We start from the raw sequence: 24303 nt of genomic DNA on the forward strand, positions 1-24303 counted from the left end.
ACTATTTGCTGAAGGGGGACGGGAATATGCAATCAGAGCACGTTAGGATCAGTAACATTGACAAAGATATTGATAGAGCCTATCAGCTTTTGGACGATTATATCTTTGATGTTAAGCTTGAAGGAAAAAATGCTTTGAGACTTAGACTTCTTACGGAGGAAGTTCTAAGGCTTGCGAAGTCTATAATGGATGAAACCACAGTAGAGATGTGGTTTGAGGGTGGTTCAAAACTTACAAACATCTATCTTTCAGCAGATAACAATATAGATTCAAACAAGCAAAAAGAACTTATTTCAGTGGCTACAACAGGCGAAAACAGTGCACAGACAGGATTTTTTGGACAACTGGTGAAGGCATTTTTGTTTGAAGCTCCTGCAGAAAGGACCTGGACATTAAAAGATTATCGAAACAGTATTCTGAAAAAGAGACGTGAAGATAAGTATTCTCAGGAAGCATGGGATGATCTGGAAAGGTCTCTTGTTGCAAACCTTGCAGATGATATTATTGTTTCTATCGATAAAGACAAGATCAAGATGTGGGTCATTAAGGACTTCTCAGAAGCATTAAGCACAGTAGGTTCCAGTGTTCCACAGATAGTCACCGATCCAATTATTGTTGACAGCGACTATATTCAGGGTTCTAATGCCAACGGAAGGGCTGACAAGGCTATAGATGTACTTGGACTTGGCAATAAAGATGCAATGCACCTTAAACTGGTATTTGAAGAAACAATCGGAATGCTAAAAGAGATGACCGGAGAATATAGTGCAGTTGTATGGTTCGAGAAGTATAAGAATGAGACTTGTTTGAAGCTTACAGCTAAAACGCTCATGGATTCCGAAAAAAAGAGTACGCTGCTTGATATGTCCTCTGAAGGTAATGTAGCAGTAAAGGGCTTCATGGACAAAGTCAGAGATGTCATTGAAAACGGTATTCTTGGTTATAATAATGTTATGAAATTACAGCAGGAGTATGGCGGCGGGTATATATCCTATGGTACAATGGGTATGTACGGAAGCACAGAAGGTTTGGCAGATTCTGGATTATCATGGTCACTGTATGAGTATAGAAATGCTCTTTCCGACAGTATTGATACCAGTGAAAGCGCAAAAGAGGCATGGGATGAGCTTGAAAAGTCCATTGTTGCCAGCGTTGCGAAGGATGTTATTGTAGGAGTTAAAGGGGACAGAGTAGATATGACTGTTGTTTGTGCCCTTAACAATAAATGATTTTTATGAGAGGAGCCTAATATGACAATTAACAAAATAGCTAATGGATCACAACTTACTGTTGCTCTGGATGGAAGACTTGATACGACAACAGCACCTCAGCTCGATGATGAGCTTAAGACCGCTCTTGACGGCATTACAAAGCTTGACTTTGATCTGGCTAATCTTGAGTATATATCATCTGCGGGACTGAGAGTTCTCTTATCTGCCCAGAAAGTAATGAATAAGCAGGGCGAGATGGTCGTGAAGAACGCCAATGAAGAAATTAAAGAAATCTTTGAAGTAACAGGATTTGTTGATATTTTAACAATCGAATAAAGATATTTATTTAAGCCGCATAGAAATATGCGGCTTTTCTATGTAATAGGGGAATTATAGGAGAGAGTATGAGAGATATTGAGTATTTAAGACTTTTGAGTAAGGAATTTCCAAGCTCAAGGAAAGCGGCTGCAGAGATAATCAATCTGCGGGCTATATGCGCTTTACCTAAGGGAACAGAATATTTCTTTTCCGATATTCATGGGGAATATGAGGCTTTTTCGCACCTCTTAAGAAGTTCTTCGGGTATTATCAGGGCCAAGATTGAAGAAACATTTGGTAACATGATGTCTGAGGCAGAGCAGCTTGAGCTGGCAAACCTCATATATTATCCGCGAGAAGTAATAGGTAAGATCAGAAGAGACGAATCAATCAGTACCAAAGAGTTACATGAGCATCAGAAGATAACTATCAACAGGCTTATTTCAATCTGCCGTGTTGTAAGTTCAAAATATACAAGATCCAAAGTCAGAAAAAAGATGCCTTCAGATTATGCGTATGCCATAGATGAACTTTTGCATCTTGATATGAACGATTCTAACAAAAAGCTCTACTATAACGAGATAATAAGCGGAATAATAGAGATCGACTTTGCGGATGAGTTCATAATTTCTCTCTGCGAACTTATACAGAATCTGACTATAGATTCCCTTCACATAATAGGAGACATTTTTGACAGAGGTGCAAGACCAGACCTTGTTATGGAAGAGATCATGAATTTCCATGATGTAGATATTCAGTGGGGAAATCATGATATTGACTGGATGGGAGCGGCTTGTGGCAATACTGCGTGTATAGCCAATGTGCTTAGGATCGGTATAAGCTACAATTCATTTGATGCGCTGGAAGATGGCTATGGGATCAATTTGAGGCCCCTTTCCATGTTTGCGGCAGAAATCTATAGAAATGATCCTTGTAGCTGCTTTAAAATGCATATCCTTGATGAGAGCAAGTATGATTCAGTAAATCCGACACTTGCGGCAAAGATGTACAAGGCCATAAGTATAATCCAGTTAAAACTTGAGGGACAGCTTATTAAAAAGCATCCGGAATATGGCCTTGAAAAGAGACTTCTTTTGGACAAGATAGATTATAGTGCCGGTACTGTTAAGATAGGAAATAAAAAATATAAGCTAAATGACACGAATTTCCCTACAATAGACCCGAAAGATCCATATGCGTTGTCGGAAGGGGAGGAAGAGCTTGTAAGAACTCTTCGCCTTAGTTTTATCCATTCTCAGCTTCTTACAAAGCATGTCAAATTCCTGTATTCTCATGGGGCCATGTACAGGTCGATCAATAATAATCTGCTTTTCCATGGATGCATTCCTATGGATGAAAAGGGCAATTTTACCTGCATGAAGACCAGAGACGGAAGTTTTTGCGGAAAAGAGCTTATGGATTACCTGAATGTAAAGATTCATGATGCGTATTTCCTTGATCCAAGGGATGATATTGAGAAAAAACAGGATGCAGTTGATCTTATGTGGTATTTGTGGTGCGGGCCCAATTCCCCTCTGTTCGGAAAGGATAAAATATCAACATTTGAACGTCTGTTTTTGAGAAATGAGAAGGAATTATGTGCAGAAAAGCACAATCCTTATTATACCTTCTCGGCAAAAGAGGAATATGCTGATAAAATACTAAGGGAATTTAAACTTGACCCTGAATGGGCGCATATCATAAATGGCCATGTTCCGGTCAAGACTAAAAAGGGCGAGAGCCCTGTTAAGGCTGGAGGAAAGCTGTATATAATTGATGGCGGAATCTCAAAAGCCTATCATGAACAGACAGGAATTGCCGGATATACACTGATCTTTAACTCTCATCATCTGGCGCTTGCCAAGCATAAAGCTTTTGTAAAGGGCCAGGAGAACACGCCTGAGATACAGATCACGGAAAAGACAAAGAAGAGAATCCTGGTCAGAGACACTGACGTAGGAAAGAGCCTTCTAAATCAGATTGCAGACCTTAAGGATCTGCTAAAAGCTTATGAAAGCGGAGCAATAAGGGAGAAAGGTAAGACTTGAACAGGATTTATGCAGCAGATATAAATAGCATTATAGATAGTGGTTCCTATGAGTACTGGTATGACCAGATGCCCCCTGAGAGAAAGAAGAAGATTGATGCTTTTAAACCTCAGAAAAATAAGTTTTTATCGCTGGCTGCAGGAATACTTCTAAAAAGAGCTCTGAAAAATGAAGGAATCTATTCCTGTGAAATCGTTGAAAAAGGTGCCGGAAAGCCTTATATAAAGGGGCGAGAGGATGTGTTTTTTAACCTTTCTCATTCAGGAGAAATGGCTATAATTGCTGTCTCTGACAAAGAGGTAGGGATAGATATTCAGGAAAAGAGCCATTTTGAGCCGGGGCTTATCAAAAGAGTTTTTTCAGAAAGTGAGATATTGCAGGCAGAGCACATTGGCGGCGATCTTGATATGCTCTATACAGGTCTTTGGACTGCGAAAGAGAGTATTATGAAATACTATGGAAAAGGGCTTTCAATGGAGCCTTTGAACATAGAGCTGGATATAAGATCAGAAAATGACCTGTATTATTCTAAAGAACTTCATCTTATCAGAAAAGAAATTTCGGATTATCAAGTCACGATATGCACTCCCTGTGCGGAGTTTAAAGATGTTTCAATAACAGATGTTTTCAAAGAAAAAAGCTGAGCAAACGCTCAGCTTTACTTTTTTAGGGAAATAAAAACTCACAGAAATAAAACGACACCGGCAAATGCAAGACCACCAATAATAGCAATCGCTGATATGATACGCCTTTTTATTATATTTATGTCAATATATTTGCCATTAAAGCTGACTGTGTCTATAGTTTTACATTTTCCTTTTACATTAAGCTCAGATTTTTCCATCGCCATATTAGCACCTCCCCGTTAGTGCTTAAACCTCTAGTAGCTATTCTCATTTATACTACTACACAATCATTTAGTTTTTCTGATGTATATATTAAATTATTATAAAATTTACAATAGGGCTATAAAGTTATAGCACTTTAAAGTGGTATAGCTTCCGGTTATCGCGTCCAATAAGCTTAATGTATTAGTCAAGTCCAAGGTTTGGGAGTATGATTTCTGTAATTACAAGGAACGGAGGAGTTAAAAACATGAGTGATTACAGATTTGAGACATTACAGTTACACGTTGGACAGGAACAGCCGGATCCGGCTACAGACGCGAGAGCCGTTCCTATTTATCAGACCACATCCTATGTGTTCAGAAACAGCCAGCACGCGGCAGACAGATTTGGACTTGCAGATGCAGGAAATATTTATGGAAGACTTACAAATTCCACTCAGGATGTTTTGGAAAAGAGAATAGCAGCACTTGAAGGTGGAAGCGCAGCACTGGCAGTAGCATCAGGCGCTGCAGCAATAACATATACAATTCAGGCTCTTGCTGCTAATGGCGGACATATTGTTGCACAGAAGACAATTTATGGCGGAAGCTATAATCTTCTTGCTCATACACTTCCGCAGTACGGAGTGACAACAACATTCGTTGATGCTCATAACTTAAGTGAAGTTGAGGGTGCAATTCAGGATAATACAAGAGCAATATATCTGGAGACTCTTGGCAATCCTAACAGTGATATTCCGGACATTGATGCAATTGCGGAAATAGCACATAAACATGGTCTTCCACTTGTTATCGACAATACTTTCGGAACACCGTATCTTATCAGACCAATTGAACATGGCGCAGACATTGTTGTACATTCAGCTACAAAGTTTATCGGCGGACACGGAACAACTCTTGGCGGAATTATTGTAGAATCCGGCAAATTTAACTGGAAGGCAAGCGGAAAGTACCCTAATATTGCGGACCCTAACCCAAGCTACCATGGCGTATCTTTCTATGATGCAGTTGGACCGGCTGCATTTGTTACCTTTATCAGAGCAATACTTCTTAGAGATACAGGAGCTACAATATCTCCATTTAACGCATTCTTACTTCTTCAGGGTGTTGAGACACTGTCTCTTCGTCTTGACAGACACGCTGAGAATACAAAGAAGGTAGTTGAATTCCTTAAAAATCATCCAAAGGTAGAGAAGGTTAACCATCCATCACTTGCAGATCATCCTGATCATGCACTTTATGAGAAGTACTTCCCTAATGGAGGAGCTTCAATCTTCACATTTGAGATAAAAGGCGGAAAAGAAGCAGCATGGAAGTTCATCGATAATCTTGAGATTTTCTCACTTCTTGCAAATGTAGCGGATGTAAAGAGCCTTGTTATTCATCCTGCAACCACTACACACTCTCAGCTGTCGGATGAAGAGCTTAAGGATCAGGGAATAAGCCAGAGCACAATCAGACTTTCAATTGGAACTGAGCACATAGATGACATCATTGCTGACCTTGAAAAGGGCTTTGCAGCTATCTGAAATATATTTTTCTAAAAAAGCAGGATAAATATAAATAAGTCTCTTAAGAAGATATATAAACCATAATATGGCTGCGCTATACTGATTTTATAAAAATCAAGCAGTACATATTATGAAGGAGGCTTTGCTATGGAAAAGAAATTATATAGATGTAATGATAGAAAATTATTTGGTGTTTGCGGAGGAATCGCAGAGTACTTTGGACTTGATAAAACACTTGTAAGAATCATCTGGGCTGTACTTGCAATGTCTGGTGGAACCGGAATTGTTCTATATGCGCTTGGGGCACTTCTCATGGAAAACAGACCTGATTACGTGAGCCAGTATGACAATCAGTAAATAGCATATAAGTTATATAACACATATAAAAAGACCGCTTCGTTATCGAAGTGGTCTTTTTGAGTTGCAAGCACATTTGCGCGCGTTTTTTATATTTAAAGAATCAAATATCAATATCAGGAGCCTTAGTGCAAAGACTTACTATAACATTGACAACAAGAGCAATAAGGAATGCAGGAAGAAGCTCATAGATAGCAAAGCCTCCTCCGAGCTTGGCAATGCCGAATTTCCAGATGAAAACAAATGCACCACCTGCAATCATTCCTGAAAGTGCGCCCTGAAGGGTTGAACGCTTCCAGAAAAGTGAGAGAAGAACAACCGGTCCAAATGCTGCTCCAAAGCCGGCCCAGGCAAATGAAACAATCTGAAATACTGATGAATCAGGGTCTCTTGCTATGATGATCGCAATAATAGATATTAATACAACGGTTATTTTAGCTACTTTAACTTGTGTTTCATCATCAAGTTTCTTTTTACCAACTGCCTGAATAAGGTCTGAAGAAATGGCTGATGCTGAAGCAAGCAACTGAGAATCGGCTGTAGACATTGTTGCTGCAAGAATACCCGAAAGGATGATACCTCCAATTATTGCAGGGAATATGCCAAAAGAGCTCATAAGATTAGTGATGTAGATTATTACTCTCTCAGCGTTTCCACTTCCTTCAAGTACAGGAATTTTACCGTTTGCGCTCATTGCAAGACCTATAACGCCGATAGCTAGGGCAATAAACATGGCTATTACAACCCAAACACTTGCAACCCTTCTTGAAAGAGATATTTTTTTCTCATCCTCTATTGCCATGAATCTTACAAGGATATGTGGCATTCCGAAATAACCAAGGCCCCAGGCAAGCATGGAACAGGCTGTAAGGGCGCTATAAGGTGTTGCCGCCTTGGCAACAGGGTCATAGACATTAGAAATACTAAAATATCCCGGAAGAGATTTAGCATTATCAATGACAGCTCCAAGGCCACCAGCCTGATTTATTCCAAAGAAAATGACTATGATAAGGGACAGCGTCATAGCTATGCTCTGAACAAGGTCCGTCATGCATACGGCTTTGAATCCACCGAGTGAGCAGTAAAGAGCTATGATAATAGCGCTGACGATCATGGCAAAGGCGTAATCAATACCAAATAGAGTATTAAAAAGCTTGCCGCAGGCAGCAAATCCGGAAGCTACATAGGGGATAAAGAAGATAACAATTATGATGGCTGATATAAGCGTTATAGTCTTATTTTTATCCTTGAATCTTGCAGAAAAGTACTCGGGAATAGTTATAGCACCAAGCTTTTCAGTGGTTTTTCTGAGTTTGGCTGCTACAAAAAGCCAATTGAGATAAGTTCCTATAGCGAGACCAATAATGGTCCATGTTGCGTCTGCCATACCTGAAAGGTATGCAAGGCCCGGGATACCAAGTAGCAGCCAACTGCTCATGTCAGAGGCTTCGGCGCTCATGGCCGCAACTAAAGGGCCCAACTTTCTACCGCCAAGATAAAAATCTCCGGCATCATCGTTCCCTTTTGAAAAGACAACACCTATGAGAATCATCATAGCTAGATACAAAACAATCACAATACCAATAACAATTTGTGTTTCCATACGCTCTCCTTTTTTTACTGTTTTTAATACGTTACCACAGCATAGTGATAAAATCAACAGGTTATTCATATGTATAAAGTTATTATTAAATAGTAGTTATTCATAGAGACTAAGCAAAACAGGGGTAGTAAAATGTAAATAAATATACATAAAACAGTACATAAACAAACGAAGTACAGACCGCTTTATGGTCGACAGGAGGATCATTTTGAGAAAAATCCTTGGTTATATATTGTTGATGTTTATATTAGTGCTAATGCCTGTGCATGCTGTTTATGCATATGATACCGGACTTATCACATCGAAGGATCAGCTCAAGAGCCCGGGGGTAAAAATAGGAGTTGGCGTAGGATCTTCATCAATGCTGCTTGTTGAGAAGGAGTTTCCGAATGCAGAGCTGGTATATATCGAATTAAATGAAGCTTTACCGGCGCTTGCGCAGGGAAAGATAGATGCCTTTGTTTATGACTATAGGCAGCTACAAATCGCTCTTGCTACAGGGGTCGAAGGAGTAAAGCTTCTTGATGAGACAATGGATGAAGAGGTCCATATTGCCATTGGCTTATCGCCTGTTACAGATATTGACGGATTAAAGGGAATGGTTGATGAATTCATTGATGAAGTCCGTGCAGATGGAACTCTTGATGATATGTATGACCGATGGGTTATTCAGAGTGACTATGTGATGCCTGATTTTCCTGAGATAAAAAAACCGAAAATGAAGCTGGTGGTGGGTACTTCAGGAATAGTAACTCCTTATACATTCTATCAGGGCGATGAGTTATGCGGATATGACATAGAGCTGGCCTATAGATTTGCTCAATATCTGAATGCGGATCTTGAATTTAAAGTCTATGATTATGGCGCCATAATAAATGCGGCAGCATCCGGTGATATAGACTGCATTATGGCAAACTTAAATGTAACTCCGGAACGTGCTCAGGCCCTTCCTTTTTCACAGGATCTTTATACTGAAAAAGCCGGAATTATCGTGAAAAGTGGAATAAGTGATTCTTCAATAGGCGCCTTTTTTAACAGAGTTGTGACAAGCTTTGAAAAGACATTTATACGAGAAAACAGATGGACTCTTTTTGTAAGAGGCGTCATTACAACTCTCTTTATCACGGTTTCATCAATTCTTTTGGGAACAGCATGCGGCTTTTTTGTTTATCTCCTCTGCAGAAAGGGTTACAAGATTGCGAATAGCATCACAAATGGAGCTATGAGATTGATTCAGGGAATGCCTGTAGTAGTTCTTTTGATGATACTGTACTACATTGTTTTTGCAGGTATAGATATTAATGGAATTATCGTTTCAATCATTGGTTTTACTCTGACGTTTGCCTCTGCTGTGATAGGTCTTCTAAGGATAGGCGTTGGAGCCGTTGATAATGGACAATATGAGGCAGCATATTCTCTGGGCTATTCAGAGCGTAAGATTTTTTTCAAGATCATTTTGCCTCAGGCCCTTCCTCACGTCATTGATGCATACAAGGGAGAAATAGTAGGTCTTATCAAAGCTACCGCAATAGTAGGATACATAGCGGTTCAGGATCTGACAAAGATAGGTGATATTATAAGAAGCCGAACCTACGATGCATTTTTCCCGTTGATAGCTATTGCAATCATATATTTCGGACTTGAGGCCTTGCTCGGAGCTGTGATAAATAAGATGGAAATAAATATTGATTTCAAGAAGAAGGGACAGGCAGGCTATTTGAAGGGGGTAAAACTAAATGATAAGGATTGAGAATCTTAGAAAAGAATACCCAAACGTGGTTCCCCTTAAGAATGTCAACGCCACAATAAATGATGGAGATGTTATAGCTGTTATCGGACCCTCAGGTACAGGTAAAAGTACACTTATACGATGCATAAATCTTCTTGAAAAACCAACTGCAGGAAGAGTGTGGCTTGATGAAACGGAGATTACAGATCCAAACTGCAAGATTGAAGAAGTACATAAAAAGATGGGAATGGTGTTTCAGTCATTTAACCTTTTTGGCCACATGACTGTAGTTGAAAATGTTATGGCGCCTACCATGGACCTTTTGGGGAAACCTGCGCAGGAAGCATACGATAATGCCATGGATCGTCTTCGTGAAGTAGGCCTGGCAGATAAGGCATTGTCCTGGCCGGATGAGTTATCAGGTGGCCAAAAGCAGAGAGTAGCCATAGCAAGGACACTTGCAATGAATCCGGAAGTGATATTATTAGATGAGCCTACAAGTGCGCTTGATCCGACTATGGTTGGCGAAGTTAAGGCAGTAATAAAAGCGCTGGCTGAAAGTGGAAAAACAATGATGATCGTCACTCACGAAATGTCTTTTGCCAAGTCCATCAGTAACAGGGTCTTTTATATGGATGAGGGCGAGATTTATGAGGAAGGAACGCCGGAAGAGGTATTTGATAATCCAAAAAAGGAAAAGACCCGCCGCTTTGTAAGGCGCCTGAAAGTGCTGGAAATAGAAATAAGCAGAAAAGATTATGATTATCTTGGAACGCACAGGCTGATCGAAGATTATGCTCAGAAAAACCAAATATCTGTTGCGCTGACCAAGAAGATACACCGAGCATATGAAGAGGCAATTCATCAATGTATTGTGTGTACGATGGAAAAGCCGGATGTCCATCTGTCAATTGAGTATTCTCAGGAAAAGGATGAAGTGGTATTTGTTGCAGAATATTCCGGAGAAGAGATGAATATTTTCACCGATGGTGATCATATCTCAGTTTCGATTCTAAAGAGAGTAGTTCTGGGCGAGAAATATATATGGGATGATACAAAAGAGCGTGGAAACAGAGTGGAATTCTGCATAAAATAAGCGCTTATCATGAAATCAAAAAGCCTGTAGCGGTAATCCACTACAGGCTTAAATATTTATCAGATCAAACTACTGAAAGAAGCTTGTTCTTTAAGCAGATCTTAGCAGAAAGGATTTTCTCTACTGAATCATCAAATTCTACAGTGATCTTTCCGTTCAATACAGACTTTACAACTCCATGTCCGTATGTATTATGTGTAACGTCGCATCCCTCAGCAAAAATGTCTTTTATCTCATCATCAGTAAGCTCAGGTTCAACCGGTTTAACAAGCTTAACTACAGGAGCAGCTGCTTTAGCCTTTGGCTTGTAGCTGTCATTCTCACAAAGACATTCAAGTATAAGATCAAGATTCTCATTTGTGAAGAATACTATTTCGTGAGCCAGAGATTTATCTGTGTCATTTAACTGTAAAACTCGGTTTCCGTTTTTGATAAAGAGGATAGCCTTGCTCTCAATTTCTTCATAGCCGGTTATTACATCCTCTACTTCATCCTTTTCTGTTTCTCTTATAACAATGGCAAGACCTTCTGATTCTGCCATTCTCTTGATCGAGTTATAGTCTTTTTCGTTAGCGTGTATCTGGTAACGGTTGAATAAAAGAGTATTAACATTCAGGATTGATCCGCGGTTTCCAAACTGGCAGAGCTTATTAAGATCCTCATCGCGCATCATAGTCATTATCATACCTTTATCCTGAATAAGACTACAAACTTCTTCGTAAGAGTATAATTGATTTTCCATTTAAGTAATTCCTTTTTTCCTTTTGTAAAAAATTGCACAAGAATGTATATTACATCATTAGGTTTTCCCTTTCAATGGAAAATTGTGAAATAAATATGATAAAAAAATTAAAAATCTAAATCTTATTTGCCCTGCGCAGCAGCACGTTCATCTGAAGCATAGATTGCCTTCATGATGATAGGTGTAAGGATTGAACTCAATATAATGAGCAGGATTACTGCTGTGAAGTATCTGCTATCAACAATCTCAGCTTTAAGACCACGCTGTGCTACGATAAGGGCAACTTCACCTCTTGTCATCATGCCAACACCGATCTTCAATGCATCTGAAGTGTTATATTTGAGGCATTTAGCGACAATTCCACAACCTACAACTTTACCGAGAAGTCCGACGATAACAAAAGCAAGTGAGAATGCAAGAATTGTCATGTCAACAGTTCTCAAGTTAGTCTGAAGACCTACGCTTGCGAAGAATACAGGTCCAAAGATCATGTAGGAGTTGATATCCATCTTTCTATCGATGTAATCTGAAGTCTCCAAAGAGCTCAATATGATACCGGCAACGTAAGCACCTGTGATATCTGCTACACCAAAGTACTTATCAGCGACATAAGCCATTGCAAAGGCAAGAGCAAGGCCAAGGATCGGGATTCTTCTGTTATGTGGCCATCTCTGTTCCATTTTCTTCATGATCTTGAAGATCACAATTCCAATTACTACAGAAAGAGCAAAGAAAGCAACTGTCTTGATACATACGGCAGCAAGATTTGCGTTAGGGTCCTTAAGACCGAGAACAGCGGTAAGAACGACGATTCCTATTACATCATCGATGATTGCTGCACTCATGATTGTTGTTCCCACGTCAGTGGAGATCTTTCCAAGCTCTTTTAACACCTGAACTGTTATACTAACGGAAGTAGCTGTAAGAATAGTTCCTATGAAAAGAGCTTTTGTAAATTCAGCAGATCCGGGAGCGGCAAAACCGTAAAATGCCATGTATAAAACAGTACCAAGAGCCAGAGGAACTCCAACACCGGTGCATGCAAGGATTGTTGCCTTTACACCTGATTTTTTGAGCTTGTCTATGTCTGTTTCAAGACCTGCGCTGAACATAAGCAGTATTACACCAATCTCAGCCATACCTGAAAGGAAGTCCCCGGCTTCCACAAGGTTAAAAAGTGTAGGTCCTATAAGGAGACCTGCGATGATCTCACCGGCAACCTGCGGTGCGTGAAGCTTTCTTGCTATAAGTCCAAAGAACTTTGCACTTACTATTATGATCACAAGATCTCTAAGTATCTGAATAGTATCCATTTGTATTTTTTCCTCCTTTTACAAACGCTAGTTCTAGAGTATACGCCAATTTTTTTTTTAGAGTCAAGGTTTTATTTTTTATGGACTTTAAGTTTGAGATTCAGTAATATGAGGTGTATCTTATAGAATTAGTAAAAGAAACAGAGGCTTTTTTATGAACATTTTAAATGTTGAAAACATATCAAAAACATATATGTCAAAACCGGTTCTTAGCGGGATTTCTGTAGGAATAAATGACACCGATAAGATCGGCGTGGTAGGAACTAACGGAACAGGTAAATCAACGCTCCTGGCGATCGTGGCAGGGAAAGTGGAACCGGATAGTGGGCAGATTGTAGCCAGTAACGGTCTTAGGATCTCGTATCTCCCGCAGAATCCTGTATTTGATATGAGCAAGACTCTTTTGGAGAATATAACTGATACAATCTATGATGGTGGCGATCATTGGGATAAAATGGGTGAGATAAAGGCCAATCTTGCCAAGTTTGGCATAGATGATCCGGAGTGTGATCCTTCTATATTGTCGGGAGGGCAGAAAAAAAGAGCTGCACTTGTGGCGGCTATCATGACGCCATCAGATCTTTTGATACTGGATGAGCCTACAAACCATCTGGATTCTGATATGATAGAGTGGCTTGAAGAGTATCTTCAGCATTTTCGCGGTGCGCTTCTTATGATCACCCATGACAGGTATTTTCTTGATGAAGTTACAAACCAGATACTTGAGATAGATAAGGGAAGCGCCTACAGGTATGAGGCTAATTATTCAGGATTTTTGGAGCTAAAACAACAGAGGCTTGACTATGAGCAGGCTGCTGAGCGTAAAGCCCAGGCTCTGTATCGTAAAGATCTTGCGTGGATGCTGAGAGGCGCAAGAGCGCGATCTACCAAGCAGAAGGCTCATATACAGCGCTTTGAGGAACTCCGTGACAGGCAGCGCCCGGAGGAGGAGAGACAGGTTGAACTTAGCTCACTCCCAAGCAGAATGGGAAATAAGACAATAATAATTGACAATATTTCAAAGTCCTATGAAGGAAAAACTCTTTTCAGGGATTTTTCCTATACCTTCAATAAGCTCGACAGAATTGGAATCATAGGACCAAATGGATGCGGAAAATCAACTCTTTTGAAGACTATTATAGGATCTGTTATGCCTGACAGTGGCACAGTAGAAATCGGTCAGACCATAAAGATTGGATATTTTGGTCAGGAAAATGAGGCTTTGGACGAGAGCAAAAGAGTAATTGATTACATAAAAGATACTGCAGAATTTATCAGAACGGCAGAGGGACTGGTTTCTGCATCTGTTATGTGCGAGAGATTTCTTTTTAGCCCGGATATGCAATATGCTCCAATTTCTAAGCTTTCAGGCGGTGAAAAGAGAAGACTCTATCTATTAAGAGTACTGATGGAGCAGCCTAATGTGATCATTTTGGATGAGCCCACCAATGACCTCGATATACAGACTCTTAGAATATTGGAAGATTATCTTGATGGATTTGCCGGAATAATCATTACTGTCAGCCACGACAGATACTTTTTGGATCGTGTTGTCACAAGGATTTTTGCATTTGAGGCAGATGGAAGCCTCTATCAGAGTGAGGGTGGTTACTCAGATTATCTGGTGCACAAGAAGCAGGCAGAGAGTTCAGTTGGTGAACGACAGACTTCTCAATCTGAGCCGAAATCTTCCAAAGCCCAGTATCGTGCGCCACGCGAAAAGACCAAGCTTTCCTATAACGAACAGAAAGAGTACGATAATATCGAATCAGAAATTGAAAAGCTCGAGGGAAAGAGCGCTGACCTGGAAGCAAAGATAGTAGAAGCAGCAACAGACTATCCTAAACTGGTTGCTCTTACCAAGGAAAAAGAGGAAGTTGATGCTGAAATAGAACGCAAAATGGAAAGATATGTTGAACTTCAGGAGATGGTTGACAGTTTTAACAAAATATAAAAGAAGTATTAAACATCACTAAAAACAGCACATAAACATACACTATAGCGTATAATTATAAGACAGCTACCGGATACGTTAAAAAGTAAAGGATGCGTATTATGAAGAGAATAATTAGAAAAGGTGTAAGTGTTTTTTTCTGTGTTGTGATGCTTTTGGTGACAGGGTGTACCCCGGAGCAGATGAGGAATTTGAATATTGGCGATGCCAGTAGCTTGCAGGTTGCACAGTTGACCGCAAAAGCAGCAACGGATACGTCACAGGGTGTTGGATATAAAAAACAAGAAAAAGGATCGGAAGCTTTAGAAAAGCGAAATGATGAGCCTGAAGGTGCTGATGTAGTAATTCAGGTTGCTGTTACAGTGGAACTGGAAGGCGTATTAAAAGCTTTTGGTGAAGAAAAGCTTGAGCGATGCTATGATGCGGCTGGTAAGTATAATTTTTCATACTATCGATTTAAAAAGAATGATAAGGATATCGTTGTGGTCATGCAACCATATATGGGAATGACCTATTGCTCAAGTTTGTGTACGAGAGCAATCCTGGCATTCAAGCCGGATCTTGTATGTATGGTCGGAATATGTGCAGGTCGCGCATCCAAGGTAAATCTCGGAGATATTGTGGTAGCTTCCAGTGTATTTGATTATGCGGAAGGCAAACAGTATGAGGATAAATTTGCTGCAAGACCTAAGACCAGACCAATGGATTATATGTTATCAGAGTATTTAAGCAGTGAGATTGCAGATAATAAAGAAATAGTAAAAAAAATCTGTGATGGATATCCAAAGGCACCTAAGGACGTCAATATATCATTTCATTCCATGGCCAGCGGAGTAGTTGTTGTTGATGATCCCGGTGTAATGGAACAAATAGCTCAGTTGCAGGATGATGCAGTGGCACTTGATATGGAAGCTTATGCATTGGCAACTGCTGCGGATCTTATGAACACGAAATGGATGGTGATAAAAACAGTCCAGGATTTTGCTGATGGAAATAAAGCTGCTACTGAAGGAGATATCAGGCCGTTTGCAGCGTATTCAAGTGCAAAGCTTTTGGATATTATTCTTGAAGAAATCGACTCTGATGATTGGGAAACAATAATGAAATACTAATGCAATAAAATTTCAAACAGATTGTAGTTTAAGAAAAATTTAATTAAGTAGACGTAAAAAATCCCTTTCTATAAGTCGATAATACCATTGATGGGTATATGTATTGATTATATATGAAAGGGATTTCTTATGAAGAAAAAAACAGCTGTAAAAATGACTATGGCGATGGCAGTTTCATGGGGAATGTTTCTGGGTGCCTCAATTGTCGGATATGCTAATGATGTAGATGAAAACAACAATAATGAAGACATTGATGAAAGTAATGAAAATATTCCTTCTGATGAAGAAGAAAAGCAGGATGATTCTGCCGATGAGCAGGACGAAAATGTAAGTAATATTGAGAATATCATTCCAGTTGAGCAAAATGATGTTCCGTCTGAAACTAAAGAGGCGGGTTCAGATGATAAGTCTGTTGATGAGAATAAAGCTGAAGAGATAAAGGATGAAGACTCAGACAATAAGGCGTCCGAAGAAATAAAGGACGAAGAGACAGGTGAAAAGAAGTCCGAAGAAATAGAGTCTGAAGAAACAAGCGAAACTGCGCCTTTAGAGGAAAAGAGCGAAGCAAATACAGAAACTCAGGAAGTTGTGGAAAAAGATACAGTTGAGCTTGATACAAGTGGACTCCAGCCAGGTACAGACAATGTATCTGCAGATGAGGCAGGTGAAGGCGATGCACCTGTAGCTACTATGATGCTCAGAAGTGCGGCTCCAAGGATGATGGCGCTAGGAACGGCTGCTACTCCTGATACAACTACCACTGAAACAGACACACCAGATGCTACAACTACTGAAACAGATACATCAGATTCTAGCGGAGGCGAAACTGCTCAGCCTCAGCAATTTGTAGAAGCAGGTTCTTCCAAGGAACTGGATAATGGTCAGCCTGCAACACAGCATATTTCTATTGCAATCCTGTCTGATACTCATTATGTTTCTAATGATCAGAAGCAGGGCCATGGTATTCAGAACATGGATACAACAGCCGTAACTGAAATGAGAATGCTTGAAGAAATAGACAGCATCATCAATGTCTCACTGGATCAGGTCACTGAATTTGATCCGGATTGTCTTTTGATCTGCGGCGATCTTACAAGTAATGGTGAATACTCGGGAGCTCAGGCTCTTGCAGATAAACTAAATGCGTTAAAGAGCAAAGAGGGCATGGAGGATGTTGGCATCTATGTTGTTAACGGAAACCATGACATCAATAATTCTTATGCTGCTGATTTGACGCCAGAGGAGATTGCCAAGGCTCAGCGAATTGGACCTGAAGACTTTAAAACAGTATTTGCGGGACTTGGATACGGAGAAAACGATCACTGCGAGGGTGGAACAAGAACTGTATATAATCCTCAGGGTGATGATCCTTCTGTTGCCCAGAATCACGGCGGACTTTCCTATGCTACGGAAATAGCTGAAGGAGTTACGCTTGTCGTTATGGATACAGGCATCTACAGCTATGAGGATCTTGTTAACTCAAGATATGGAAACGCACAGAAAACTGCGGGATATATTTCTGATGGCCTTTTGAAGTGGGTTGTTGAGCAGACTCAGGCGGCTAAAGAGAAAGGAAATCTCGTTCTCGGAATGTGCCATCATTCAATAATGCCCCATTGCTCTATAGATACTAAGGTTACTCAAGCGTACATGTCGGAATATATCATAGGTAACCATGAACAGGTTTCAGCTGCACTGGCTGATGCCGGTATGTCTGCAGTCCTTACAGGGCATTCCCATGCAAATGATATTGCAAAGTACGTATCTGAAAACGGAAATGTTCTCTACGATATTCAGACAGCAGCTCTTTGTGCTTACCCTGTTGCCTGGAGACAGATAAATATTGATATTACGGGCAGTGGAAAAGATGCGGTGTACAATTTTTCCATCGATACCTCATTCATAGACAAAGAATTTGGGGATGTGGACACTTCTAACTGGAGTGTTACAACAGGTGGCGCTGTTAAGAAATTTGATGATGATTATCAGGGCAGTATGCAGGATTACAGCTATGATAAATCCGGAATCAGGCAGGAAAGCATAGGATCGTTTATTGATTATTTCGCAAGAGAGATAGCTTACTCTATAACAGAGACTCCGGGAGGAACTGAGGCGTACCTCAAGAATACGATAAAGTACTCCGAGGACTCATTGGGCGACTATGCACTTAATCAGACTACTGAATTGGCCAGAAAGAATGATAAGTTTGCTACTGATTTTAATATGCCTTGGCTAGGAAATGTGTCGATTACCGCAAACAGAATAAGCGACGGCAGTGAAGACAGCATTATAAAGTATGATGTATCAATAAAAAGCAGCACAAATGAAGAGAGAGGTACTCTTAAAGTTAACCTTACCGCCCTTGCCGGTGGTGTAAATAATATGGTTACTGCCATAAATAATTATCTTAATGTTGATGGATGGAAGGAAAGCAATTACAAGAGTTCACCAATTCAAAAGGAAGTAGTTACTCTTTTATCCAATGCACTTATAAATGCGCTTTCAAAACCTATTGATGCAAATGATCCAACATCAACCGGAATGAATATTGCCATTGATGCCCAGCAGGCGTTTGCAAGAGGCGATGAAGGGGCTGTTCAGACTGAAAAGAGAGCTAAATACCAGGCGCTTCTAAAAAGCGAAGCATTTGAAAAGTACCTCAATGAAGCATTATGGGGAGCAGTTGGAGATGCGACCAAGAAAGGTACATATCCTATTCTTGGCGAAATATTATCTACTTCTATAGCTCCTGAAGGGCAGAATACGATTGCAGCTATTACCGATATCACTTCTCCGACATCTATGTATATTACAATTGTAAATGGACTTGCTTCAACAATGAATTCTGCTTCAGGTATCATACAGGCAATAAGTGCACTTCCGGGATTCAATGCCTCTTCAATAATGAGCTTTGCGTCCAAGCAACTGATAAATGCTTTTGCAGAAGTGCAGCTATCAATGACCCAGGACACCAATATTCCAAATGATTCAAAGTGGCAGTTCCATACAATTAATCTCTACATGGGAGATGATTATGAAATTGTCAGAAATACTCTTACAGTTGAACAGTTTAAGGCAGGAAAACTTATAACACCAAGTATGGAGGACTTTGAATTTGCAGGCTGGTATACCGCTCCTGACGGAGGAACATTAGTCACAGCAGATTCAGATTTCACAAGCATCTATAAGCTTTATGCCCGTTGGAATTATGTCGGTGATGATGACGATGAGGATTATGACGACGACTGGTATGAGGACTATGAAGACGACGATGATTTCTGGGATGAGATCGATGAGCCTATTGAAGATGACGGAACTACTGTAAGAGACTACGTTGAAACAGAGAAGGAAGTAAAAGAAGACCTGGATGATGCTCTGGAACTTTTAGACAAGATAAATGCTGATACGTTAAAGAAGATCAATACAGACAGCACATCAGGGAATGCTACTCCTGGCGCCATTTCTTTATTACAAAAGGACAATCTGAATGGAGAAATAAAGATCGGCAGATACATCAGCGATTCCATCGTTGACGGACAGGGCAATCAGATCACAGACAAGGTATTTGTCACTGACACAGGAAGAATTGGTATAAATCTTGGAAAACTTGATTATCTTACACCAGGTCTTTTAAAGTCATTAAATGGTGTGGATGCTGACATTGAATTATACTTTATGTATAAGGGAAAGCTCACAAGGCTGATCATACCAAAGGGAACAGATCTTTCAAAATACGTTGATAAAAATGGATTTGTCGGTCTGTTGTACTTAAAGAAGCTTATTGAAATAGGCCAGTTAATCTAATAAAACAGAGGAACACTGTCCCCTGGCTCTAAAAATTCAATTAGAGTCAGGGAACTTTTTATCTATATATAATAATGTTTTTATCGTAAATTTATAACATAATGTTATTATTTTAGTATGCGGAAGAATGACATTTTTTGTCAAAACAGGTCACGATCTGGGTGGATCTGCACAGTTGCATCAAGAGTGCTTGCAATCGTTATGGTCGCATGCATGCTTATTTGCGCTGCCCTGGTGGCTGAAATTCCGTCTTTTGCCAATATGCAGGAAAATAAGGTGGTGCGCGTTGGCTGGTATGGGTCATCCTATTGCTATGAGGATGAGTTTGGAAAGCGCACGGGCTATGCATACGATTATCACCAAAAGCTTGTGGCATATACCGGGTGGACATACGAATATGTGGAGGCTCCATGGCCTGAATTATATCAGATGCTTGAAAACGGTGAAATTGACATATTAAGTGATGTTTCCTATATGAGGGAAAGAGAGGATTCAATCCTCTATTCAAGTGTGCCTATGGGATCAGAGTCTTACTATATTTTTGTAAAGGCCGGGAATACAGAAATAACAATGGATGATCTCAGTTCTTTTTCCGGAAAAGTTGTTGCCACAGAAGAAAATAGCATAATGGAAAAGCTTACCATTGAATGGGCACGTAAAAACAGCGTAAATTTTGAACTTATGACTGCATCAGACAAATCGGTTGATGAATGGTTTGAGATGCTTGAAAAAGGTCAGATCGATGCCTATGTTACTGTTGAATCCTATGGAAACAGGCCAAATATCGTTCCCGTATGTCCTGTTGGCAGCTCGGAATTTTATTTTGCAGTTAGCAAAGATAGACCTGATCTGTTAGATGAGCTTAATCATGCATTATTGAGTATTCAAAATGAAGATCCATATTATAATCAAAGACTACTTCAAAAATATATCTGGTCTGTAAATACAAACACTTATCTGACGGACAAGGAATTAAAGTGGCTAAAGGACCATGGGAAAATCCGCGTTGGTTATAGAAATAAGTATATGCCGTTTTGCGATGAAAACGCAGGAAAACTGACAGGAGCCCTTGGGGACTTTTTGTCTGAAGCAAGCGGTATGATGAGCAATGCTGAAATTGAATTTGAAGCAGTGCCTTTCGATACAACTGATAACGCGTTAAATGCAATGGATGCCGGAGAAATAGATGTCGTATTTCCCATCAACTTAAGTCCATATGAGATGGAGCGCAGAGGGTATCTTAGTTCGGAAAGCCTCATGCATACAGAAGTATTTGCTGTAGTTAATTCGGAAAGCTCAAAGGATATACTTGGTGGAGAAGGCATTAAAGTAGCACTTCTTTCAGGTAATGTTAATTTCGATAATTTCGTTCAGGACTACTACCCGAATTGGGAAATAGAGCATAAGGATAATCTTTATGCCTGCTACAAAGCGGTTTCACTTGGAGAAGCGGATTGCGCCATGGTGAACAGCTATAGAATTACGCAGAATGACAGGCTAAGAAGGCGCTATAAGCTGAATCTTTTAGCTACCGGTCACAACATGGATTTTGCTTTCGCACTGGAAAAAGAAGACCAGGTGATGTATTCGATCATGAACAAAATAATCAACAACATGGATTCGCGCGATATGGAAGCAATCCTTTCAAAGTATACCGGAAATGTTCACAAGGTTACTTTCAGAGATTATCTTGAGGATAACGCAATTTCTTTTGCAATCATAACAACTGTTATCTGTGCAGCCATGATATTCCTCATGATGACAAAGCTTCGTTCAGATAAAAAGGCAATTGATAGCCAGAAACTTATATCTGCTACAGAGCTTGATCCGCTTACAAAGCTGTATACCAGAAACTATTTTTTGGAGTATGCGAACAGGATGCATAAGGATGATCCTGAAAAAGAATATAATGCAATTGTGGTCAATATAGAGCAGTTTCATGTAGTAAATGCCCTCTATGGATGGGAGTTTGGGGACAAAGTCTTAAAAGCTCTTGGTGACGAGATTAAGGCTTTTATAGATGAAAACAACGGTATAGCCTGCAGGTCCAGCGCGGACAGGTTTAATATCTTTTCAACTTTCACAGATGATAACAATGCTATTTACAAGCGTTTTCAGCATGCGCTTGATATATTTTCCGAGAATGTAAGTATTCGCATCAGGATGGGCGTCATGCCGTATAGCTTTGGACTTGAGCCTATGGAAATGTTTGACAGAGCCAGATCTGCATGCAGCTTACTACGCGGCGGTAACCATGAGATGATAAAGGTATTTAATGAGGAGATGAGAGATAAAGAAATCCTTGATCAGCGTCTTCTTAATGATCTGAAATCAGCTCTTTTGCATAATGAATTTATGGTCTACTATCAGCCAAAGTATAACGTGCAGGTTGACCCTCCTGTAATTGAGAGTGCTGAGGCGCTTGTAAGGTGGAAACACCATGAAATCGGAATGATACCACCCGGTAAATTTATCGAACTTTTTGAGAAACACGGGCAAATTGGCCTTGTAGATAGATTTGTATGGCAGGAGGCCGCGCGCCAGATCAGTGAGTGGAAAAAGAAACATGGAGTAGCAATTCCAATTTCTGTTAATATCTCAAGAGTTGACTTTTTTGATCCTTCTCTTGTGAAAACACTTGAAGGAATTGTTGCGCAAAATGGCTTGGACAGGAAAGAACTGCATCTTGAAGTTACAGAATCTGCCTACACTGAGGACACAGACCAGCTTCTCGGAACTGTTAAGAAATTGCGAGATATGGGATACGTCATTGAAATGGATGATTTTGGAACAGGGTATTCGTCTCTTCATATGCTATCATCAGTGCCTGTGGACATACTTAAGCTTGATAAGAGCTTTGTTGATAAACTCGCTGAGGCACAAGTAAGGGAAGAGGATGTTCGTCTCGTAGAGCTTATCCTGGATATTGCAAGAAATCTTAACCTTGCGGTGGTAGCAGAGGGCGTTGAGCAGGAAGAACAGCTCGAATTCCTAAAGTCCCGCGGTTGTGAAATGATACAGGGATATTATTTTTCACCGGCCCTGCCTGGGAATGTTTTTGAAGAACTGGTATTTGAATAAAGAGAAGACTTGTGGACGGTTCTGGGGCCGTCCACATGTCTTTCTCTTATAATTCAATCACGGTATATGTATTTCGAACCTTCTTTGATTCATAAAGAGCTTTATCTGCAGTTTTGATCAGGTTGCCTACAAGCTCAGTTCCGAAGGCACCCCCGAAACTCATGGTTATACGGACTTCAGGATTATTATCGATAGTAACATCTTTTAAAGCCTCTTTTAAGTGTGAAAGCTTATTTTCCAGGTCCTGTTTAGTGATATCAAAGAAGACCATCATAAATTCATCGCCGCCATAGCGAATGACTACGTCATCTTTTCGTACGGAATGCTCCAAAATATTTGCGACTTTTGCGATGGCCTCATCACCGCTCTGATGACCGGCAGTGTCATTGACTTTTTTGAATAAATCGATATCACCCATGACCACGGCTTTACAGGGTTTAAATATGAGTTTATCATCCAAAAACTTTCTGTTTCGAACCTTGGATAAGGAATCTATATATATTTCTGACTCGAATTCTGATATTATTTTCTGCTGCTCCAGATTTTGCAGCTTGGCGTCTGTGGTATCCATGCAACCATAGACAATGTGTGATATGCTGCCATCTTCATTTCGATCACCTATCATGAAAACGCCATTGAACCAGCGATGAGCACTTTCGCTGTAAAACTCCATTGTTGTAGATTCATGCTCATTGATAGCGGCAAGGATGTTATCCTTATCAAGCCAGTCATACAGACTTTGGCGGAAACTCTCTGCAACTGAGGAGTCAACATTTGCTTTTAAAAATTTGAAAGCGTCCGGATCTTTTGGAACCTTCTCAACATATTCATTGGTGCTGATCATACGGTAACTCATATCGCTGACATCGATATATAAAGAAAAGTTGAAGATACTGCCCAAGGCCTCTATTATTTTTACATGTTCTTTGAGTGCTTTGTGGGCAGTAATATCGCGATAGCATCCCATATAGATTTCCAAAGAGCCATCATCGGGACGTCTTATGAACCTTCCGGCACCGGTGACCCAGATGATGCTTCCATCTTTCTTTTGCATGCGATAGGTTGCGTGAGTAATATCAGGAAGATCGCGGTGAATGCGGATTGAATCCCAGAATAATTTAACGATGTCATCGCGCTCCTGCGGAACAAGAGTTTTGACCCAACTGTCGAACTCATTGGGAAGATCTTCAATTCCATCGTAGCCCAACATTTGCCTGGTCTCATCGTTGAATTCAAAGCTCAGCAGGTTTTCGTTGCGATCAAATGTACAGAAGTACATACCGGCTTTTAATCCCTTGGCAAATATATCCTCTTTATATTTGGCTATACGGTATTTGTTGTTAGCCTCTTCAATTCGTCTGTTGCACTCAATTAAGAGTTCATGCTGATCATCAGGATATGCAGATATGTCAAATAAAGGAGAAGCATCGTCTACTACGACACTGGCTTCAGCGTTAAATTGTCCTATGCCCTTGGTAATACTGTTGACTGCTTCGTTGGTATTCATCTATGCTCCTTTAATCGTTTGCAAGTCAAAATGATAACTATATTACATACATTAATAATACTACTTTTTG

Annotated in this window: 16 protein-coding genes and 1 pseudogene; 12 read left to right on the top strand and 5 right to left on the bottom strand. The window is 40.1% G+C overall.

Annotation, left to right across the window (positions count from 1 at the left end; translation table 11 throughout):
• Positions 1-26: 26 nt before the first annotated feature.
• The 4 genes from C4S54_RS06530 to C4S54_RS06545 all read left to right on the top strand — a co-directional run bounded on the left by C4S54_RS06530 (position 27) and on the right by C4S54_RS06545 (position 4221).
• Positions 27-1229, top strand: coding sequence for a hypothetical protein (locus C4S54_RS06530; RefSeq protein WP_103868801.1), 1203 nt, complete (start codon positions 27-29; stop codon positions 1227-1229).
• Positions 1230-1250: 21 nt separating this feature from the next.
• Positions 1251-1547 carry an STAS domain-containing protein gene (locus C4S54_RS06535; protein ID WP_103868802.1) on the top strand — a complete coding sequence of 99 codons (297 nt, stop codon included), beginning with the start codon at positions 1251-1253 and terminating at the stop codon, positions 1545-1547.
• Positions 1548-1615: 68 nt separating this feature from the next.
• Entirely contained in the window at positions 1616-3577 is a 1962-nt protein-coding gene (locus tag C4S54_RS06540) for a fructose-1,6-bisphosphatase (RefSeq protein ID WP_103868803.1), read from the top strand.
• Positions 3574-4221, top strand: a complete 648-nt coding sequence (locus C4S54_RS06545) for a 4'-phosphopantetheinyl transferase family protein (RefSeq protein ID WP_103868804.1) — start codon at positions 3574-3576, stop codon at positions 4219-4221. Before C4S54_RS06540 ends, C4S54_RS06545 begins: the two co-directional genes overlap by 4 nt.
• Before the next feature lie 38 nt (positions 4222-4259).
• Here the strand turns inward: C4S54_RS06545 and C4S54_RS15970 are convergent, their stop codons facing one another.
• Positions 4260-4427 (bottom strand): hypothetical protein, encoded by a 168-nt coding sequence (locus C4S54_RS15970; RefSeq protein ID WP_160110707.1) that lies wholly within the window; start codon positions 4425-4427, stop codon positions 4260-4262.
• Positions 4428-4672: 245 nt separating this feature from the next.
• Here C4S54_RS15970 and C4S54_RS06550 point away from each other — a divergent pair, with 245 nt between their 5' ends.
• A complete protein-coding gene (locus tag C4S54_RS06550; RefSeq protein ID WP_022773342.1) occupies positions 4673-5953 on the top strand; it encodes an O-acetylhomoserine aminocarboxypropyltransferase/cysteine synthase family protein in 1281 nt (426 codons plus the stop codon).
• 129 nt (positions 5954-6082) lie between these two features.
• Entirely contained in the window at positions 6083-6292 is a 210-nt protein-coding gene (locus tag C4S54_RS06555) for a PspC domain-containing protein (RefSeq protein ID WP_103868805.1), read from the top strand.
• Between the two features lie 103 nt (positions 6293-6395).
• Here the strand turns inward: C4S54_RS06555 and C4S54_RS06560 are convergent, their stop codons facing one another.
• Positions 6396-7895 carry a sodium/proline symporter gene (locus C4S54_RS06560; RefSeq protein ID WP_103868806.1) on the bottom strand — a complete coding sequence of 500 codons (1500 nt, stop codon included), beginning with the start codon at positions 7893-7895 and terminating at the stop codon, positions 6396-6398.
• Positions 7896-8103: 208 nt separating this feature from the next.
• Here C4S54_RS06560 and C4S54_RS06565 point away from each other — a divergent pair, with 208 nt between their 5' ends.
• Both C4S54_RS06565 and C4S54_RS06570 read left to right on the top strand, forming a co-directional pair.
• Positions 8104-9645 (top strand): ABC transporter substrate-binding protein/permease, encoded by a 1542-nt coding sequence (locus C4S54_RS06565; protein WP_160110708.1) that lies wholly within the window; start codon positions 8104-8106, stop codon positions 9643-9645.
• Positions 9632-10348, top strand: a pseudogene (locus C4S54_RS06570) (amino acid ABC transporter ATP-binding protein); the annotation flags it as partial. The gene C4S54_RS06565 and the pseudogene C4S54_RS06570, both read left to right, overlap by 14 nt.
• Positions 10349-10784: 436 nt before the next feature.
• Here C4S54_RS06570 and C4S54_RS06575 read toward each other — a convergent pair.
• Complete coding sequence (locus C4S54_RS06575) at positions 10785-11462, bottom strand: hypothetical protein (protein WP_103868809.1); 678 nt, start codon at positions 11460-11462, stop codon at positions 10785-10787.
• Between the two features lie 122 nt (positions 11463-11584).
• On the bottom strand, positions 11585-12775 hold the full coding sequence (locus C4S54_RS06580; protein WP_103868810.1) for a cation:proton antiporter: 1191 nt from the start codon (positions 12773-12775) through the stop codon (positions 11585-11587).
• Between the two features lie 154 nt (positions 12776-12929).
• Between C4S54_RS06580 and C4S54_RS06585 the strand changes: the two genes are divergently transcribed.
• The 4 genes from C4S54_RS06585 (at position 12930) to C4S54_RS06600 (ending at position 22726) form a co-directional block, all read left to right on the top strand.
• Complete coding sequence (locus C4S54_RS06585) at positions 12930-14729, top strand: ABC-F family ATP-binding cassette domain-containing protein (protein ID WP_103868811.1); 1800 nt, start codon at positions 12930-12932, stop codon at positions 14727-14729.
• A gap of 101 nt (positions 14730-14830) precedes the next feature.
• Positions 14831-15841: a 5'-methylthioadenosine/S-adenosylhomocysteine nucleosidase family protein gene (locus C4S54_RS06590; protein WP_160110709.1), complete on the top strand. Its 1011-nt coding sequence runs from the start codon at positions 14831-14833 to the stop codon at positions 15839-15841.
• A gap of 129 nt (positions 15842-15970) precedes the next feature.
• Complete coding sequence (locus tag C4S54_RS06595; RefSeq protein WP_103868813.1) at positions 15971-19645, top strand: metallophosphoesterase; 3675 nt, start codon at positions 15971-15973, stop codon at positions 19643-19645.
• 201 nt (positions 19646-19846) lie between these two features.
• Positions 19847-22726, top strand: a complete 2880-nt coding sequence (locus C4S54_RS06600; RefSeq protein WP_160110710.1) for an EAL domain-containing protein — start codon at positions 19847-19849, stop codon at positions 22724-22726.
• A 46-nt stretch (positions 22727-22772) separates the two neighbouring features.
• On the opposite strand, the gene C4S54_RS06605 is transcribed toward C4S54_RS06600, so the two are convergent.
• Complete coding sequence (locus C4S54_RS06605) at positions 22773-24233, bottom strand: sensor domain-containing diguanylate cyclase (RefSeq protein WP_103868815.1); 1461 nt, start codon at positions 24231-24233, stop codon at positions 22773-22775.
• Positions 24234-24303: the final 70 nt, after the last annotated feature.

The organism is Butyrivibrio sp. Su6 (genome assembly GCF_900108105.1).
In the GTDB taxonomy this organism is placed as follows: domain Bacteria; phylum Bacillota; class Clostridia; order Lachnospirales; family Lachnospiraceae; genus Butyrivibrio.